Source organism: Pseudomonas sp. LBUM1670 (assembly GCF_059695695.1).
Genome location: NZ_CP166783.1, coordinates 3,937,666 through 3,955,692 on the forward strand (window position 1 = coordinate 3,937,666; position 18,027 = coordinate 3,955,692).

The 18,027-nt window shown below is 62.9% G+C and carries 5 protein-coding genes and 1 pseudogene; 1 reads left to right on the top strand and 5 read right to left on the bottom strand.

Annotated elements, in window-relative coordinates; all coding sequences use genetic code 11:
- Positions 1–75 precede the first annotated feature (75 nt).
- A complete protein-coding gene (locus ACA073_RS17905; RefSeq protein WP_497398259.1) occupies positions 76–279 on the bottom strand; it encodes a GNAT family N-acetyltransferase in 204 nt (67 codons plus the stop codon).
- 136 nt (positions 280–415) lie between these two features.
- Here ACA073_RS17905 and ACA073_RS17910 point away from each other — a divergent pair.
- Positions 416–655 (top strand): annotated as a pseudogene (locus tag ACA073_RS17910) (DUF6124 family protein); the annotation flags it as partial.
- Between the two features lie 100 nt (positions 656–755).
- Here the strand turns inward: ACA073_RS17910 and ACA073_RS17915 are convergent.
- From ACA073_RS17915 to ACA073_RS17930, 4 genes are all read right to left on the bottom strand, one after another.
- Positions 756–1,721 carry an alpha/beta hydrolase gene (locus tag ACA073_RS17915; protein ID WP_497398261.1) on the bottom strand — a complete coding sequence of 322 codons (966 nt, stop codon included), beginning with the start codon at positions 1,719–1,721 and terminating at the stop codon, positions 756–758.
- A gap of 302 nt (positions 1,722–2,023) precedes the next feature.
- Positions 2,024–13,822 (bottom strand): amino acid adenylation domain-containing protein, encoded by an 11,799-nt coding sequence (locus tag ACA073_RS17920; protein WP_497398263.1) that lies wholly within the window; start codon positions 13,820–13,822, stop codon positions 2,024–2,026.
- Positions 13,819–16,917 carry a non-ribosomal peptide synthetase gene (locus ACA073_RS17925; RefSeq protein WP_497398265.1) on the bottom strand — a complete coding sequence of 1,033 codons (3,099 nt, stop codon included), beginning with the start codon at positions 16,915–16,917 and terminating at the stop codon, positions 13,819–13,821. The genes ACA073_RS17920 and ACA073_RS17925 overlap by 4 nt, the downstream gene beginning before the upstream one ends.
- A gap of 11 nt (positions 16,918–16,928) precedes the next feature.
- A complete protein-coding gene (locus ACA073_RS17930) occupies positions 16,929–17,987 on the bottom strand; it encodes a TauD/TfdA family dioxygenase (RefSeq protein ID WP_497398267.1) in 1,059 nt (352 codons plus the stop codon).
- Positions 17,988–18,027: the final 40 nt, after the last annotated feature.

Below are 18,027 nucleotides of genomic sequence, written 5' to 3' on the forward strand. Positions count from 1 at the left end.
GCTCAAGATTTCCGATGTGTGTCTGTGGAGTGTACACAGACCCTAGGGTGGCAGCGGCTTTTTCTGGAGCGCACATCACATGGACAATGGGTGTGGCCGATTCGTTTGAAAATACGGGATTTGGGGGCGTAGGCCGATGACCGGTCCTGGTTGTGGATTCAACCGGTCGATGCAACAGTTTAATCCCCTGTTTACGGCGACTGACTGGATCTTCGCCATTAACTGTCTTCCGATGCCCTTCCCTTGATGGGCGCAATTGACGAACACGCTTCGGACCACTTCCCGGCCGAGGAACTGGCACGCTATACCTTGAACTTCCGACCGCCAAGCCTAAAAACATGTCGGACATTTCCCCGACAATCTCGTGTCTTATGTCGCCTGTAGGAACCGTGCAGCCGCTTACTAAAGCTTCAAAGCCACGCCTCGCACCATGAGCACGATGTTCACCGTTAACCCGGAAACCGATATCGAAACCCTGCTCGGTTATGCGTGTGAGTCGCTGGCATCAGCCGATGTGATGGCCAATGATCTGGCGGACCATCTGGAAGGGTCTTCGCGTAATTCGCTGTTAGGAATTTCGCAGGTCATCATTCTGGCGGAGTTGACGGTGAATCGGGCGTTGGATCATCTGGATTCGATCGAGGACGTGCATTAGTGCGGCAATCGCATCGCGTTATCGTTCTTCGCGGGCGAGCCTCGCTCCTACAGATCGGCGGTGATGCTTCCACGTACGTGGAAACATCACCGCACATGCATCAACTCAAGCTTTCAGTAATCTGCGCCGCCAGTTGCTCCAGCATCCCCGGCACTTCCTGAACCATCTCGCCCATGCGCGCAAAATCGTGGGTCATGCCCGCTTTCACATCCAGCACCACGGGTTGCCCCGCCGCACGCAACTTTTCAGCCCAGGCCAGGCCTTCGTCCAGCAGCGGGTCGTATTCGGCCAGCCACAGTATCGTCGGTGTCAGGCCTTCCACGGTTTCGGCAAACAACGGGGAAAAGCGCCAGTCGCGGCGATCCTGGGTGCTGCGTTGGTACTGTTGGTAGAACCATTCCAGCGTGGTCGCTTCCAGCAGATAGCCTTCGGCGAAACGTGCGAGGGACGGGCGTTTTTCCACGGCGTCGATCACCGGGTACAACAACACTTGCACCCGTGGCGTGAGCGGCCAGGCCTGCGAATCCTGGACGATGGCGATCGACAAGGAGGCCACCAGGCTGCCGCCGACGCTGTCCCCCGCCAATGCGATACGTGCCGGGTCCAGCCCCAGAGCACCGGCGCCAGTGGTTGCGAGCCAGCGCGTCACATCTTCGGCATCCTCGTAGGCGGTTGGGAAACGGTGTTCCGGGGCCAGTCGGTAATCCGCCGACAGCACCGCAAAACCACCCGCCAGCGCCAGTAGCCGACACAGGGTGTCATGGGAATCGAGGCTGCCGACCACGTAACCGCCGCCATGGAAATACAGCAGCACCGGGCGCTCCTGCGTGCCCAGCGACGGGCGAGCGTAAAGGCGCGCGTTGAGCAAGTGGCCGTCGCGGGCCGGAATGCTGACTGCGGTCACCGTCAGCGCGCCCATCGGTGCGGCGTCGAGCAGCTGCGAGGTTTGTTCGAATTGCTGGCGCGCTTCGGTCGGGCTCAGCTCGTGCATGGGCAGGCTTTTGCCGGTGAGGCGGCCGAACTCGGCCAGCTCTAGAAAACCTTCGATGTCCGGGTGCAGTGCCATGGGCGGTGGTCTCCAAAAAATAAAAAGCTCGCCCTATAAACGAACCGTAAGGGCCGTTCATTAGGGCTAATGCTGTTCACTTAAGCGCGGGCACGCAAATTTGTGGCGAGGGGATTTATCCCCGTTCGGCTGCGAAGCAGTCGCAGATCCGGACAACTCGATTTGTCTGAACGGACGCTGGGGCCGCTTCGCAGCCCAACGGGGATAAATCCCCTCGCCACAGATTTCTTGTTCGCCTGAAGATTGTTTTAAGTGACAGCATTACGTTCATTAGGGCGAGCTTGTTTGGGTGCGATAAAACCTCAGTCCTGCGCCACCACCTCCCGACCGAGCGCCGTCACTACAGCATTCAGGCATTCATCCCGTTGCAGGATATCGAAGTGGCTGGCCGTGACGGTTTGCACTTTGCGCAACCGCGGTTGCTGACGTTCCAGCGTCGCGCGTTCGGCCGTCGGGTTGCCATCGGCCCACCAGCAGCACAGTTCGGCGTGCGGCAGCGGCAAGGTCTCGACCTGCCGCGACAGCGCCTTCAAGCGCGTGCTGACCATGAACGTCTGCGCCAACTCATCGGCACCGAGCAACGCGTAGCCGCTGGCCTGTTCGCCTTCAGTGTCGATCACCGTGCGAATGATCCGCGTGACAGCGTCCTGATCACCCGAAGTTTCGACACTCAATGCCTGAGCAATGACATCGCTGTCCATGCTCAACGTTGCACCGAGGAACTCGCGCAGGTCCGCGCGCCACTCATCAACACTGGCGATGGCGTTGGCCTGGGTCGGCACAAAGCTGTCCACCAGGCCGACGAACGCCATACGCTGACCCTGCTGTTCAAGCAGGTCGCCGACCATCAACGCCAGCGCCCCGCCCAACGACCAGCCCAGCAAATGGTACGGGCCTTGCGGTTGCTTGCGGCGAATCGCTTCGACGTAGTCCGCCGCCATTTGCTGCAGCGAAGTGTCGTGCCACTGACGGTCGAGCAACATGCGGCATTGCACGCCATACACCGTGCGCTCGCCTTCCAGTCGACGGGCCAGCGGTTCGTAGTCGAACACCGTGCCGAACCCGGCGTGCAGGCAGAACAGCGCCGGTTGATCGTCCACCGGCTGGTTCAACAGCAGCAGCGGTTCCGGGCTCTGTTTGAGCGGTTGCTCATCGACACCGGACAACCCGGCGATGGTTGGCTTGGCCATCATGTCGCGCAGTTTCAACTGGAAGTCCGGCTCATTCAGCGCTCGCACCTTCGAGATCACTTTGAGCGTGCGTAGCGAGTCGCCGCCCAACTCGAAGAAATTGTCGGTGATGCCGACTTTGTCGACACCCAGCACTTGCTGCCAGATCTCGGCAAGTGCCCATTCCAGCGGTGTGCGTGGGGCCACGTAATCGCGGCCCTCGAAGGTCGGGTCCGGCAAGGCCTTGCGGTCGAGCTTGCCGTTCGGTGTCAGCGGGAAACGCGGCAGCACCACGATCTGCGTCGGCACCATGTAATCCGGCAGGCTTTCTCGCAAGGCCGCTTGGCAACGCAGGCCCAGGCCGTCGTCTTCGGCCGCGACCACATAACCCACCAGTTGCGGACCCTGGCCGCTGTCACGCACCACCACCAGCGCATCGTTGACCCCGACTTGCTCACGCAGACGGGCTTCGATTTCGCCCAGTTCGATGCGGAAGCCGCGCACTTTGACCTGATGGTCGATGCGCCCCACGTAATCGAATACACCATCCTCGCGACGACGCACCAGGTCACCGGTGCGGTACAGACGACCACCGTCGCGGCTGAACGGGTCGGTGACGAAACGCTCGGCGGTTTGCCACGGGTGACGGTGGTAGCCGCGCGCAACGCCACGACCGCCGATGTACAACTCGCCAACCATGCCCACCGGCAATGGATTGAGGTCCATGTCCAGCACGTGCAGGCTGCGAGTGCCGACGCGGCGACCTATCGGCGCATACATCGCCTCGCAGTGGCCGTCGGCGGCGATTTTCCACAGCAGCGGCGTGACCACGGTTTCCGTCGGCCCGTAACCGTTCACCAGGTATTGCGGTTTGAGCGTGTGCTTGACCCGCTCAAACGTGGCGTCCGGCACCGCATCACCACCGAAGCAGTAGATGCGTACGGTTGGCGGATCACCGCCCTGCAACTCGGCGTGCTCGGCCAGTTGCAGCAAGTACGCCGGCGGGAAGCAGGCGACGGTGATGCGCTGACGGTGCAACACCGCCAGGGTCTGCTCGGCGGTCCACAAGGTGTTGTCGCGCACCACCAGGGTCGAGCCGCTGATCAGCGCGGTGATCCAACGTTCATGGGCACCGTCGAAGGCGAACGACATGAAATGCAGTTCTCGATTGTCCGGGTCCATTTCGTACAGCTCGGCAATCGCCTGCACGTGCATGCTCAACGGCCCGTGAGCCACGGCGACGCTTTTCGGTTTGCCGGTCGAGCCCGAAGTGTAAATCAGGTACGCCAGTTGCTCGGCGTGTACGTTGCTTTGCGGCGCTGACACTTCGACGTCGAGGTTCAAGCGATCCACGGCGACCATCGGCGTGCCCGGATTGAGTTGCGCGGTGTCACGCAAACGCTCCTGGGTCAGCAGCAAACGCATGTCGCTGTCGGCCATCATGTAGCGCAGACGTTCCTGCGGATATTGCGGGTCCAGCGGCACGTACGCGGCGCCGCACTTCATCACCGCCAGCAGCGAAATCACCAGTTCCAGCGAGCGTTCCATGAACACGCCGATCACGTCTTCGGCCTGCACGCCCTGCTCCAGCAAATGGACCGCCAAGGCATCGGAACGACGATCCAGTTCGGCATAACTCAAGTGTTCGGCGTCGCGATCGGCGTAGCTGAGCACCAACGCGGTGTGCTCCGGTTGCTGTCGCGCCCGCTCACGGATCAGTTCGTGCACCGGCCGTTCGTGGTCGTCGGCCAGCGTCGGCAGTTCACCGTCCAGTTGCCGGCCTTCGTCCAGCGTCAGCAAGCCCAACTCGCCCACGGCGCGCTCGGCGTTGTCGCACAGACGCTGCATCAGGCTTTCCATGTGGCTGCGCAGCACTTCGACGGTGGCGAGGTCGAATTGATCGCGCTGGTGCATGTACTCGATGCGCAGCCCTTCATCGAGGCTGACCATCAAGTCCATGGCGAAGCTGGTCAGGCCGAAGTCGGAGACGTCTTCGAAGCGCAGGAAATCGCCGTTCCACTCACGTAACGTGCGGTCCACCGGCTGGTTTTCGAAGACGATGATGCTGTCGAACAGCGACTGCCCGCCCTGCCCGGCCCAGCGTTGAATATCGCTGAGTGGGGTTTGCTGGAAGTCGCGGATGTCGAGGTTGTAGGCCTGAATCTCGCGCAGCCAGTCACCGACGCTCGCTTCGGTCGGCACGCTGTTGACCACTGGCAAGGTGTTGATGAACAGGCCCAGCATGTCCTCCGAACCGTTGAGGGTTTCCGGTCGGCCCGACACCGTGGCGCCGAACGTGACCGTGCGCTGGCCGGTGTAGCGCTGCAACAGCAACAGCCACGCGGCTTGCACCAGGGTGTTGAGCGTCACTTGCTGTTGCTGGGCAAACGCCTGCAAACGCGCGGTTTGCTGAGCACTCAGGTGCGTGTAGATCGCGTGATAACCCGCTTGCGGCGCCTTCACCGGCAACGCGCGGGCCAGGTGCGTGGCGCCTTCAAGGGCGTTGAGTTTGTCTTTCCAGAACGCTTCGCTGGACTCGGCGACCTGCTGGCCGAGCCAGTCGATGTAGTCGCGATACGCGGCCACCGGTTCCTGCTCGTCGCCGCTGTAATGACGCAGCACTTCACCGATCAGACGCGACACACTCCAGCCATCCATGAGGATGTGGTGATAAGTCCAGATCAGACGATAACGGTCGTCTTCCAGACGCACCAGCAGCAGGCGCAACAACGGCGCGCGGTTCAGCGAGAAGCCACGTTCACGCTCATCGACGGCCAATTGGCGCACACGCTCGGGGTGGTTATCCAGACCGCGCCAGTCCAGTTCGGTCAGCAGCGCCGGCGCGTTGCGCAGCACCACTTGCAGCGGCTCCTTGTCGCCCTCCCACAGGAACGCGGTACGCAGGATCGCGTGACGCTGGGCAGCGTTAGCCCAGGCTTCGTGGAAGCGCGGACCGTCAACGCCACGCACGCCCACTTCGATCTGGTTGACGTACAGCCCAGAGTCGCCGTCCTGCACCGAGTGGAACAGCATGCCCTGCTGCATCGGCGACAGTGGATAAACGTCGTCCACCTCGTCCGCCGTCAATTCCAGCGCCTGATATTGCGCTTCGCTGAGTTCGATTTTCAGCGCCGGTGCAGCAATTACCGGCGCTGCTTCCACGACTTCCACAGCCTGGGCAACAGTTGCCAGTTCAGCGATGGTCGGGTGGCTGAACACGTGCTTCGGCGAAATGTTCAGGCCGGCCTTGCGAGCGCGGCTGACCGCCTGGATCGACACGATGGAGTCGCCGCCCAGTTCGAAGAAGTTGTCGTGAATGCCAACCTGCACTTCGAATAACGCCTGCCACACGTCCTGCAGCATCGCTTCCACGGCATTGCGTGGCGCGATGTATTCGCGCACCTGTTGATCGGGTTGCGGCAACGCCCGGCGATCAAGTTTGCCGTTTGGCGTGACCGGCAATTGCTCAAGCATCAGTAGATGACTGGGCTGCATGTGCTCGGGCAGCGCGTTGCGCAGGTGCTGTTTGAGCGCGTCGAGCACCAACGACTGGGCGACCACGTAAGCCACCAGTTGCTTGGATTTACCCACATCCAGCGCGATCACCACCGCCTCGCGCACCTGTGGATGTTCCAGCAGGCAGGCTTCGATTTCTCCCAGCTCGATGCGCAAGCCACGGATCTTCACTTGATGGTCGATGCGGCCGACGTACTCGATCACGCCGTCCTCGCGGTAGCGCGCCAGGTCGCCGGTGCGGTACAGGCGTTCGCCCTGTGCGCCGAACGGGCTGGCGACGAAGCGCTCGGCCGTCAGGTCCGGACGACGGTGGTAACCCCGCGCCAGACCGATGCCGCCCAAATACAACTCACCGACGCAGCCCGCCACTTGCGGTTGCAGGCTGTCGTCGAGGATGTAGGTCACCAGGTTGGCGATCGGGTAACCGATCGGCACGCTGATCGAGCCGTCATCGACGCACGTCCAGTGGGTCACGTCGATGGCGGCTTCGGTCGGCCCGTACAGGTTGTACAAGCCAACGTCAGGCAACACGCGGAACAGGCTGTTCTGCAAATCCGCCGACAGCGCTTCGCCGCTGCACATGATCTGTCGCAGGCTGGTGCAGCGTTCGAAACCTTCGCCCTGAACAAACGCCTGCAACATCGACGGCACGAAATGCAGGGTGCTGACCTGGTATTGCTCAATCAAACGCACCAGCTGCGCCGGGTCGCGATGGGCACCCGGCTCGGCGACCGCAAGGCGCGCACCGACCATCAGCGGCCAGAAAAACTCCCACACCGACACGTCAAAACTGAACGGTGTTTTCTGCAAAACCGTGTCGCAACCGTCCAGCGGGTACGCGCCCTGCATCCACTCAATGCGGTTGTACAACCCATCGTGACGGTTGGCCGCGCCCTTCGGTTTGCCCGTGGAACCGGAGGTGTAAATCATGTAGGCCAGCGATTGCGGCTCGACCACGCACGGCAGGTTTTCGTCGCTCAAGCCATCGACCAGATGAGCGCTGTCGTCCAGGCAGATCGCCGTGGTGCCGGCCGGAATCGGCAATTGCGCCAGCAGATGACGCTGGGTCAGCAGCACGTGCACGCCGCTGTCCTCGAACATGTGCTCCAAACGCTCGCGCGGGTAATCCGGGTCCAACGGTACATAGGCGCCGCCGGCCTTCATGATCGCGAGCAACCCGATCACCAGTTCCAGCGAACGCTCGGCGGCAATCCCCACCAGCACTTCGGCACCCACACCTTCGGCGCGCAAGAAGTGCGCCAGTCGGTTGGCCTGCTGGTTGAGTTGACGATACGTCAGGGTCTGACCGGCAAACACCAACGCCGGAGCGTCCGGAGTTTTCAGCACCTGAGCTTCAAAGCACTGGTTGACCGGACGCACGTCGGGCCAGGTCACGGCGGTGTCGTTGAAGCCTTGCACTTGTTGCTCGGTCTGCGCGGCGTCGAGCAGGCTCAGACGGCCCAGGGCTTGTTGCGGCTCGCGCACCATCGCATCGAGCAACACCACCAGACGATTGCTCAAGCCGTCGATGGCCTCGGCCGTAAACAGCGCCGTTTCGTAATTGAAGCGCAGGTCCAGACACTCGCCCAGCTCGGCGGCAATCGCCAGCGGAAAACTGGTTTGATCGTGATTGCTGACGCCGGAGAACTTCAGCGCGCTCGGATTACCGCCCTCCAGCGCCTCGGCGACCGGGTAGTTTTCGAACACCAGCAGCGTGTCGAACAGCGACTCGCCCGAGTGCCCGGCCCAGCGCTGCACATCCGCCAGCGGTGTGTATTCGACGTCGCGCAGTTTGAGATTGAGCGCCTGCACCTCGTCCACCCACTGGCTGACCGTGCGTTCAGGATGCGGTGTGGCGATCACCGGCAAGGTGTTGATGAACAGACCGACTTGCTGCTCGATGCCTTGCAACTCGCTCGGACGCCCCGACACCGTGGCGCCGAACGCCACCGTGCGCTGGCCGGTGTAGCGCTGCAACAGCAACAGCCACGCCGCTTGCAGCAAAGTGTTTGGCGTGACGCGGGCCTGACGGGCAAACCCGCTCAGGCGCTCGGTGGCCGCCCGGTCCAGGCTCAGGTGAACGGTGCGATGACCGTCGCCCTGCCCCGCGACCGGTCCCGGCATCGCGCCGGCCAAACGGGTCGGCTCGTTGAACGCCTGCAATTGCTCCAGCCAGAACGCTTCGCACGCGGCGCGATCACGACCGCCCAGCCACGTCATGTAATCGCGATAACGACCGCCGCTCGCCACCGGCATCACGCCGGAGTAACGCTGCAACACTTCGCCGAACAACTGCGAGGTGCTCCAGCCGTCCAGCAGAATGTGGTGATTGGTGAAGATCAGGTGATGGGTGTCGTTCGCGGTCTGCACCAGGGTCAGGCGCAGCAACGGCGCGGCCGTCAGGTCGAAACCGCGCAGACGGTCGTCTTCGGCCAGACGTTCCAGGGCCATGGCCTGATCCGCTTCATGGCGCCAGTCGAGCACGGTCAATGGCAGCGTGGCGTGGGCCAGAATCACTTGCAGCGGCCGCGAGCCATTGCTCTCGCTGAAGAACGCGGCGCGCACCACTTCATGGTTTTCCAGCGTCTGTTGCCAGGCACTGCGAAACGCTTCGACGTCGATACCCTGCACGTCCACGCGCATTTGCGGGATGTATGCGCCGGCATCCGGGGCGAACAAACTGTGGAACAGCATGCCTTCCTGCATCGGCGACAACGGGAAGATGTTTTCGATCTCACGCGCCGCCAGCGGCAGCGCATCGAGCTGCGCCTGATCGACACTGACCAGCGGCACATCACTCGGCGTCAAGCCACCCGCACCGCTGAGGCAGTGTTCGATCAGCTGTTGCAGTTCGGCGGCATAGGCCTCGGCCAGACGCTGCACGGTGCGCTCGGCAAAGACGTCGCGGCTGAAGGTCCAGCTCAGGCGCAATTGCCCGGCGTACACCTGACCGTTAATGCTCAGGCCACGGTCCAGCGAGGCCGAAGCACCTTGTTCGGCGCCACCGCTTTCCCGGGCCGGACGCCACGGTGCCTGCTCGTCGAAGCTGGCATCGAACTGGCCCATGTAGTTGAACGTGATCTGCGGCTGCGGCAAATCCTCAAGACCGGCCTGCGCCAGATACCGCAGGATGCCGAAACCGATGCCTTTGTCCGGCACCGCGCGCAGTTGTTCCTTGACCGCCTTGATGCTCCCCGCCAGATCGCTGGCCGGGGTCAGCTTGACCGGGAAGATCGAGGTGAACCAACCCACGGTGCGGGTCAGGTCGATGTCGTCGAACAGGTCTTCACGGCCGTGCCCTTCCAGTTTGACTAGGGTCGAAGGCTGGCCGGTCCAGTCGCCCAGCACCCGCGCCAACGCCGTCAGCAACAGGTCGTTGACCTGCGTGCGGTAAGCCGCTGGCGCGTCTTGCAGCAGTTGCCGGGTGAAGGTGCTGTCGAGCACGGTTTCCACGCTCACGGCATGCTGGCTGGCCAGACTGCCTTGTGGATTGTCGGCGGGCAGGTCCACCAGCACGTCGTGGTACTGGCGCTGCCAGTAAGCGGCCTGACTCGCCAGTTCAGGACTTTGCGCATGCAACTGCAAACGCGCCGCCCAGGCTTGATAAGCGCTGGATTTGGCCGGCAGGCGCAGGGGTTTAGCCTGGCGCGCCTGGTCGTAGGCCGTTTGCAAATCTTCGAGCAACAGACGCCAGGACACGCCGTCCACCGCCAGGTGATGCACCACCAGCAGCAAGCGCTGACCGGCCGCGTCCATGTCTACCAGCAAGGCGCGCAACAGCGGACCGTCTTGCAAATTCAGGCTGGCTTGTGCGGCGTTGCAGTGCTCAAGCAACTCGTCGGCATTCGCGGCCCGACGCAGCCACAACAATTCGGCGCCGTTCCAGTGCTCGGCTTGAGTCTGTTGCCATACACCGTCGACCTGACGCAACCGCAGGCGCAACGCGTCGTGATGTTCCAGCAGCGCGGCCAGTGCCTGTTGCAGGCACGCGCTGTCCAGCGGCTCGCGAAGTTCCAGCAGTACCGACTGGTTCCAGTGGTCCCGGGCCTCGATGGCCTGCTCGAAAATCCAGTGCTGGATCGGTGTCAGCAACACCTCGCCGCGCACCGGCCCCTGATCGATGACCAGACCGGCGCTGCGCTCGGCAATCTTCGCCAGACTTTGCACGGTCTGGTGTTGAAACAGATCACGCGGGGTGATGCGAATCCCGGACTGACGCGCACGGCTGACCACTTGAATCGAGATGATCGAGTCGCCGCCCAGTTCGAAGAAGTTGTCGTCGATCCCCACGCGCTCAAGCTTGAGCACGTCTTGCCAGATCGCCGCCAACGCGGCTTGCATGTCGTCCGCCGGCGCTGTGTAAACCTGCTGCGCCAGCGTGGCGTCAGGCTTGGGCAGTGCGTTGCGATCGAGCTTGCCGTTGCTGGTCAGCGGCCAGTGATCGAGCTTCAGCAAATGCGCCGGCACCATGTAATCCGGCAGACCGGCCTGAAGGTGTTCACGCAACGACTGGCGCAAATCGGCGATGTCCTGCGTGACGGTGAACCAGGCAACCAATTGCTGACTGCCATTGATCTCGGGCGCCAGCACCAGCGCTTGTTCGATGGCCGGATGACTTTGCAGGCGGTCCTGGATTTCTCCCAGCTCGATGCGGAAGCCACGAATCTTCACTTGATGGTCGATACGCCCGGCGTACTCGATGCTGCCGTCGGCGCAATAGCGCGCGAGGTCGCCGGTGCGATACAGACGCGCACCCGCCTCAATGGCGAACAGGTCCGGGACAAACCGCGTGGCGGTCAGATCGGCGCGCTGGTGATAACCCCGCGCCAGACCGGCACCGCCAACGTACAGCTCACCGACGCAGCCCTTGGCCACCGGGTTCAGATGCGGGTCGAGCACGTACCAGCGCAGGTCGGCAATCGGCTCGCCCAACGGCGAACTGTTGGCGCCGTCGAGGTCGGCACGGGACAGCGGCCGGTACGTCACGTGCACGGTGGTTTCGGTGATGCCGTACATATTGATCAGCAATGGCTGTTGATCGTCGAACGCGTCGTACCACGGACGCAGGCTAGCGACGTCCAGCGCCTCGCCGCCGAACACCACGTAACGCAAGGCCATGCCCCGAGCATTGGCGCAGGCAAACGGCATCAGCTGGCGGAACGCCGAAGGTGTCTGATTGAGCACCGTGACCTGTTCATCGCACAGCAGGCGGGCGAAGTCGTCCGGGGAGCGGCTGATGGCGTGTGGCACCACCACCAGTTTGCCGCCGTAGAACAATGCGCCAAAAATTTCCCACACGGAAAAGTCGAAGGCGTAGGAATGGAACAGGCTCCAGACATCGTCCGCGTTGAAACCGAACCAGTGTTCGGTGGCGCTGAACAGGCGGGTCAGGTTGCTGTGGGGCAGCAAAGTACCCTTGGGTTTGCCGGTGGAACCGGAGGTGTAGATGACGTACGCCAGGTTTTCCGGGCGGCTCAGGTTCGGCAGATTCTCGACGGACGCTTCATTCAGCCAGGCACGGGCGTGGTCGAGGCAAATCACTTCGATGCCTTCGGACAACGGCAGTCGCGGCAGCAGCACGGAGTCGGTCAGCAACAGGCGCGTGCCGCTGTCGGCCAGCATGTAGGCCAGACGGTCCTGCGGGTATTCCGGGTCCAGCGGCACGTAGGCGCCGCCGGCCTTGAGGATCGCCAGCACGCTGACGATCATCTCCAGCGACCGCTCCAGCGCGATCCCCACCAACACGTCCGGCCCGACGCCGCGTTCGCGCAGACGATGGGCGATACGGTTGGCCTGTTCGTTCAATTGCGCGTAGCTGAGGGTGGCACCGTCGCAGGTCACCGCGATGTTGCGTGGGTGCGCGGCAGCCTGGGCTTCGATCAGTTGATGCGCGCACAGCAAGTTTGTGGCCTGCGAAGCGGCGCTGCGGTTCCAGTCCAGCAACGTGGCTTGCTGCTCGGTTGCGGCGAGCATGCGCAGGTCCGCCAACGCGACCGAGCTGTCGGCGCAAATGGCTTGCAACAGGTTCAGCCAATGCTGCCCCAGACGCTCGATAGTCGAGGCGTCGAACAATTCGGTGGCGTACACGAAAGAGGCGTGGATGCCGTCGTCGCTCTCGACGGTGTCGAGCATCAAGTCGAACTTGGTGGTCTTTTCATCCCAGATCAGCGGCTCGACGCTCAGGCCCGGCAAGTCCCAGCGCTGTTTGCCGCCGGCATCGCGCTGGTGGTTGAACATCACCTGGAACAATGGCGTGTGGCTCAAGCTACGTTCGACATCGAGCCCGTCGACCAACTGCTCAAAAGGCAAATCCTGATGCGCCTGCGCGCCCAGTGCCGCGATTTTGACCTCGGCCAGCAACTGCAGAAATGGCTGATCGGCATGGGGCTGGGTACGCAACACCTGGGTGTTGACGAAAAAACCCAGCAGTTTTTCCACGTCCTGGCGGGTACGGTTGGCAATCGGCACGCCGACGCGAATGTCCCGTTCGCCGCTGTAGCGATGTAGCAGGGTTTGCAACGAGGCCATCAGCACCATGAACAGCGTGCAGCCTTCGCGACGGGCGAGGTCCTTCAGGCTGATCGCCAGTTCGGCCGGTACTTTCAACTCGACGCTGGCGCCCTGCTGACTCGGGATCGCCGGGCGACGACGGTCGGCCGGCAGGTTCAGCGGCGGGTGCTCGCGACCCAGTTGTTCACGCCAGTACTCAAGCTGACGCTCAGCCTCGCCGGCCTCCAGCCACAGGCGCTGCCAGCGGGCGAAATCGGCGTACTGAATGCTCAGTTCCGGCAGTTGCGGCGGCTGCCCGGCGCTCAGTTGCGCATAGAGCTGGGTGAATTCCTGCAACAGAATCGGCAACGAGCCGCCGTCGGTGACGATGTGATGGAAGGTCAGCACCAGCACATGCTGCTGCGCGTCGAGACGGATCAACCGGCAGCGCATCAACGGGCCGTTCTGCAGGTCGAATGGCTGCTCGGCGTTGAGGGCGATCTGGCGATGCAGTTCGGCGTCACCAGCGGCGTCGGCCTCAACCAGCGGCGCGTCCATCTGCGGGTGAATTTTTTGCAGCACGTGCTGCTCATCGAAGACGAAGGTGGTGCGCAGCACTTCATGACGTTGCACCAGCGCGGCGAGGGTTTGCGCCAGCGCTGCGCGGTTCAGCTCACCGCTCAGGCGAAAGGCACCGGTCAGGTTGTACGCGGTCGCCTGCGGCTGCATCTGCCACAGAAACCACAAGCGCTGCTGCGCGTACGACGCCGGCAAGGTGTCGACCGCCGGGTCCCTTGGCGGGATCGGCAGCAGCTCAAGGGTCAGGCCCTGCGCGTGCATCTTTTCTTGCAAGGCACGCCGCGCGTTCAGGCTCAAGCCGCAGAAACGCTGGGCCAGGGTCATCATTCTGTCCGGTGCAGCACTCATCGCGTGTGTTCCTCATCCACTTCGTCGAACAACGCTTCCAGCGCGTCTACATCGTTTTCTTTGTGTTCACTGTGCTGACGGAACTGCTCGATTTCCGCCGCCAGGCGTTCCAGGGTGTCGCCTTCGAAGAACAGCTTCAGCGGGATCGCCAGGTTCAGTTCTGCCTGAATCCGCGCGCGAATCCGCGTCGCCAGCAGCGAGTGGCCGCCGAGCTCGAAGAAGCTGTCGTGCACACCGACACGCTCCACGTGCAGCGCTTCGACCCAGATCGCCGCCAGGACTTTTTCCAGATCGGTGCGCGGCGCAACGAAGGCACTGCGGCGGACGTCGAGGTCGAGCAAGGCCTGGCGATTGAGTTTGCCGTTGGGCATCAACGGGAAGCGTTCCAGCACCTGCAAACGCGCCGGCTGCATGTGCTCGGGCAGCGCTTCGCTCAGGTGACTACGCAATTCGTTGAGGCGGATGTCGGCGGTGTCGGCCGGGGAAATCACGAAGCCCAGCAGTTGCGGGCCGGTCGGCGTTTCGCGGGCGATGACGGCGGCGTCTTCGATGCCGGGCGCGCTGCGCATGGCGGATTCGATCTCGCCCAGCTCGATGCGGAAGCCACGGATTTTCACTTGATGATCGACCCGGCCGAGGTACTCCAACACACCATCGGCGCGGTAGCGTGCGAGGTCGCCGGTGCGGTACAGGCGCTGACCGGCCTGCTTCGCAAACAGGTCGGGAACAAAACGTTCGGCGGTCAGCGTGGCGCGCTTGAGGTAGCCGCGGGCGATGCCGGCGCCGCCGACATACAGCTCACCTTCGACGCCCACGGCCACCGGCATCAGGTCCGGGCCGAGCACATGAATGCGCATCCCCGGAATCGGCTGGCCAATCGGGAGGGTGTCGTCATCCTGACCGAGTGGCAGTTCCCACGCCGAACACCAGACCGTGCCTTCGGTCGGGCCGTATTCGTTGACCAGCGCCACCTGCGGCAAGGCCTCACGGTGTCGCGCGACCAGGGCGTTGCTGCACGCTTCGCCGGCCACGATCACACAGGCCAGAACATGGCTGTCGAGGTGCTCCAGAATCTGCGCGTGGTAAGACGGCAAGGTCAGGTAGTGGGAAATCTCTTCACGCTGGATCAGCGCCGCCAGCAGCGCCGGGTCCTTGTAGCTGTCTTCGTCCGGCAGGCACAGGGTCGCGCCCTGCCCCAACGCCCAGAAAACCCCGGCCACCGAGCTGTCGAACGAGAACGACGAGAGCATCAGGAAGGCACGCAACGGCTGACGATAGAACGCGCTGCGGGCCACGGTCGAGGCTACCGCATTGGCGTGACTGATCATCACGCCCTTGGGTTTTCCGGTGGAGCCGGAGGTGTAAATGACGTACGCGAGATTGGGACTGTCGCCCAGCGGGGCCGGCTGCTCTTGTGATGCGGACCAGACCTCGGCCTCAGGCATCAGCGAAATGACCCGCTCGCTGTTCAATGTTTCGGGCAGCGGCTGGCAGGCCAATACCTGGCGTGCAGCGGCGTCCTGCAACATGAACGCCAGACGATCAATCGGGTAGTTGGGATCGAGCGGCAGGTAAGCGGCGCCGGCCTTGAGCGTGCCGAGCAGTGCGATGACGATTTCCAGCGAGCGCTGGCCGTAAACCGCGACGATTTCATCCGGCGCCACGCCTTGCGCGCGCAAGGTATTGGCCACTTGGTTAGAGCGTGCATCCAGCTCGGCATAACTCAGGCGCTGGCCATTCACGCTGACGGCGATGCGTTGCGGATGCAGGCGTGCCTGTTCGGTAAACAGGTCTTGCAGGTAGCGACACGGCAATGCCTGCTCGGCGGCCAGTGGGTTGAAGTCTTCGATCAAACGGGTCAGTTGCACCGCGTTGACCTGAGTGGCCTGGCCCAGCGTCAGCTCCGGCGAATTCAGCAACTGGCGGCTGAACTCGACGAACTGCTCCAGCCAGGCCGACAGCATCGACTCGGGCACCGCGCCAGCCAGGCACGACAGCTGCAAGTCTTCGCTCTGAACCCGCAGGCGCAGGACTTCCGGATTGGCGTCGTCCACTTCGATGTTCGCGTCGGCATCGGCCTGATACACCAGGCCATACCGCAGCGGCGTCGCGACTTCGGCGCTCAGTTCGAACTCGTTGAGGCAGTCGAGCCAGGACAGCGATTGCTCGACGTTGGCGGTGAATGACGCCAGCGCTTGCGCCAGGGTCTCGTGGCTGCGGTTATCGAACGCCACCGGCAAACGACGGGCGAAACGCCCGAGGGTCGCTTCGGTCTGCTCGTTGCGACCCGCCACTTCCCAGCCCATCAGCAACTTTTGCTGATTGCCGATGCGCGCCACGAACGCACTCCACAGCAACAACGCTACCCGCTGCGCTTCGACACCCTGAGCGTCGGCCACCCGTTGCACATCGGCCAACCATGCCGCGTCGTCGAGCGTGACCTGATGTCGAGCCAGGGTCACCTCAACGGCCTTTTCGAAAGGCAGACGATGGGCCAGCGCGAACTGCTGTTGCAGGTTGCGCCAGAACGCGGCGCCTTGATGGCCGATGTCTTCTTCGCGCAGCTCTTCCTGCCACGCGGTGTAATCCAGGTATTGCAGATCTTCCTGATTGTCGGCCAGCGTTTCGCCGCGCAACAGGCTCGCCAGCTCCGCCGACAGCACCCGCAGCGACGCTTCATCAAGGCTGCTGGCCGGCGCCAGCAGCGTGACGAAATGCTGACCGTCAGCGGTTTCCACTTGCGCCACCACCAGCACCCGATCCGGCGCCTCAGCCAGGGTTTCACGGCTGCGACTCAACGCCTCGGCCAGCGAAGGCACGCGACCCAGCAGCGTCACCGGCAGCTCATCGCACAGGCTCTGTACCGGCCACTTCATACCTGGCAAACGACGATAGACCGTGCGCAGGGTTTCATGGCGCTGGCCCAATTCATCCAGTGCCGCGCGCAATGCCGGTGCGTCCACTGCCTGGGCAACCGGCACGGTCAGGGCGGCAAACAGCGGCTGTCCACCCAGCTCCTGAACGCGCAAATAGAAGGCTTGCTGAGCCGAAATCTGGAAAACGTCTACCGAAGGTTCGAGGGCGGTGGTGTTCATGTCGAGTGTCCTTATTCCTGATCCAGGTCGGCGCTTTTCTGCGCGATGGCCATGGCCGTGAGGATTTTTCTGTAGCCAGTGAATTCGTTGCGCGCATGCACGCTGAGGATGTTGTCCAGCAGGACCACGTCGCCCTTCTCCCAGGCGAACTCGACCATCACGTCGCGATAGATGCCTTGCAGGTGGCGGATGACATCATCGGGAATGACCGTGCCGTCACCGAAGAAGGTGTTTTGTGGCAGGTCCAGCGGGCCGAACTCACGCAGCAGGTTGTCGCGGATGCTGTCCGGCAGGGTCAGCGCGTTGAAGAAAGTGCCGTGGTTGAACCAGATGCGCTCGCCGGTTAGCGGATGGCGCACGATCGCCGGACCGTTTTGTCGGGTGCGCAGGCGATTGCCCGACTTCCACTCGGCCTGAATGCCGATCTTCGCGCAGTAGGCTTCGACTTCGCCGCGATCTTCGCTCTGGAACACGGTCTGCCACGGCAGCCCCATGCCGTCGCCGTAGTTGCGCACGTACAGGATACGTTTGCGCTGAAATTCTTCGCGCACAGCCGGGTCGATCCGCGCGAGGATTTCGCGGGTGTCGCCGAACGGTGTTTCGCCGCCGGTGGTCGACGGTGTGTCGCAATAGAAGTACAGGTGACGCGGAAACACCGGCGAATAGGAATGCTCGTTGTGCGGGAAGATTTTCTCCGCCGCCGGGTAGTCGGTGGAGCTGTAGATCTTGAACTGGCCGGTGATCTGGGTCCGTGGCGAAGCGCGGAACAGGTACTCCAGGGCACCGTCGGAAATCGCCGCCACGCAGCGGTTGAACTCGGCGATGTCGGCCACCTGAAATCCACGGAACAGAATAACTGCGTGTTCCAGCAGCTTGCTTTCGATCAGGGCGCGATTCTCCGTCGCCCACTCCACCAGGCTCACGCCGGGCACCGTCGGGCGGCACACCAGGGGCATGCTGACGCCGTCGAACATCGGCGCAAAACTCACCAGCCGGGTCGGGTCGGTGGACAGGCTCTTGCGCGCACCGCGGCCGATTTTGGGAATGGACTTGGTGGTTGAAACAGTCATGAACCCCTCCAGAAAATGATGACGGCGGCGCCCGGTTGGC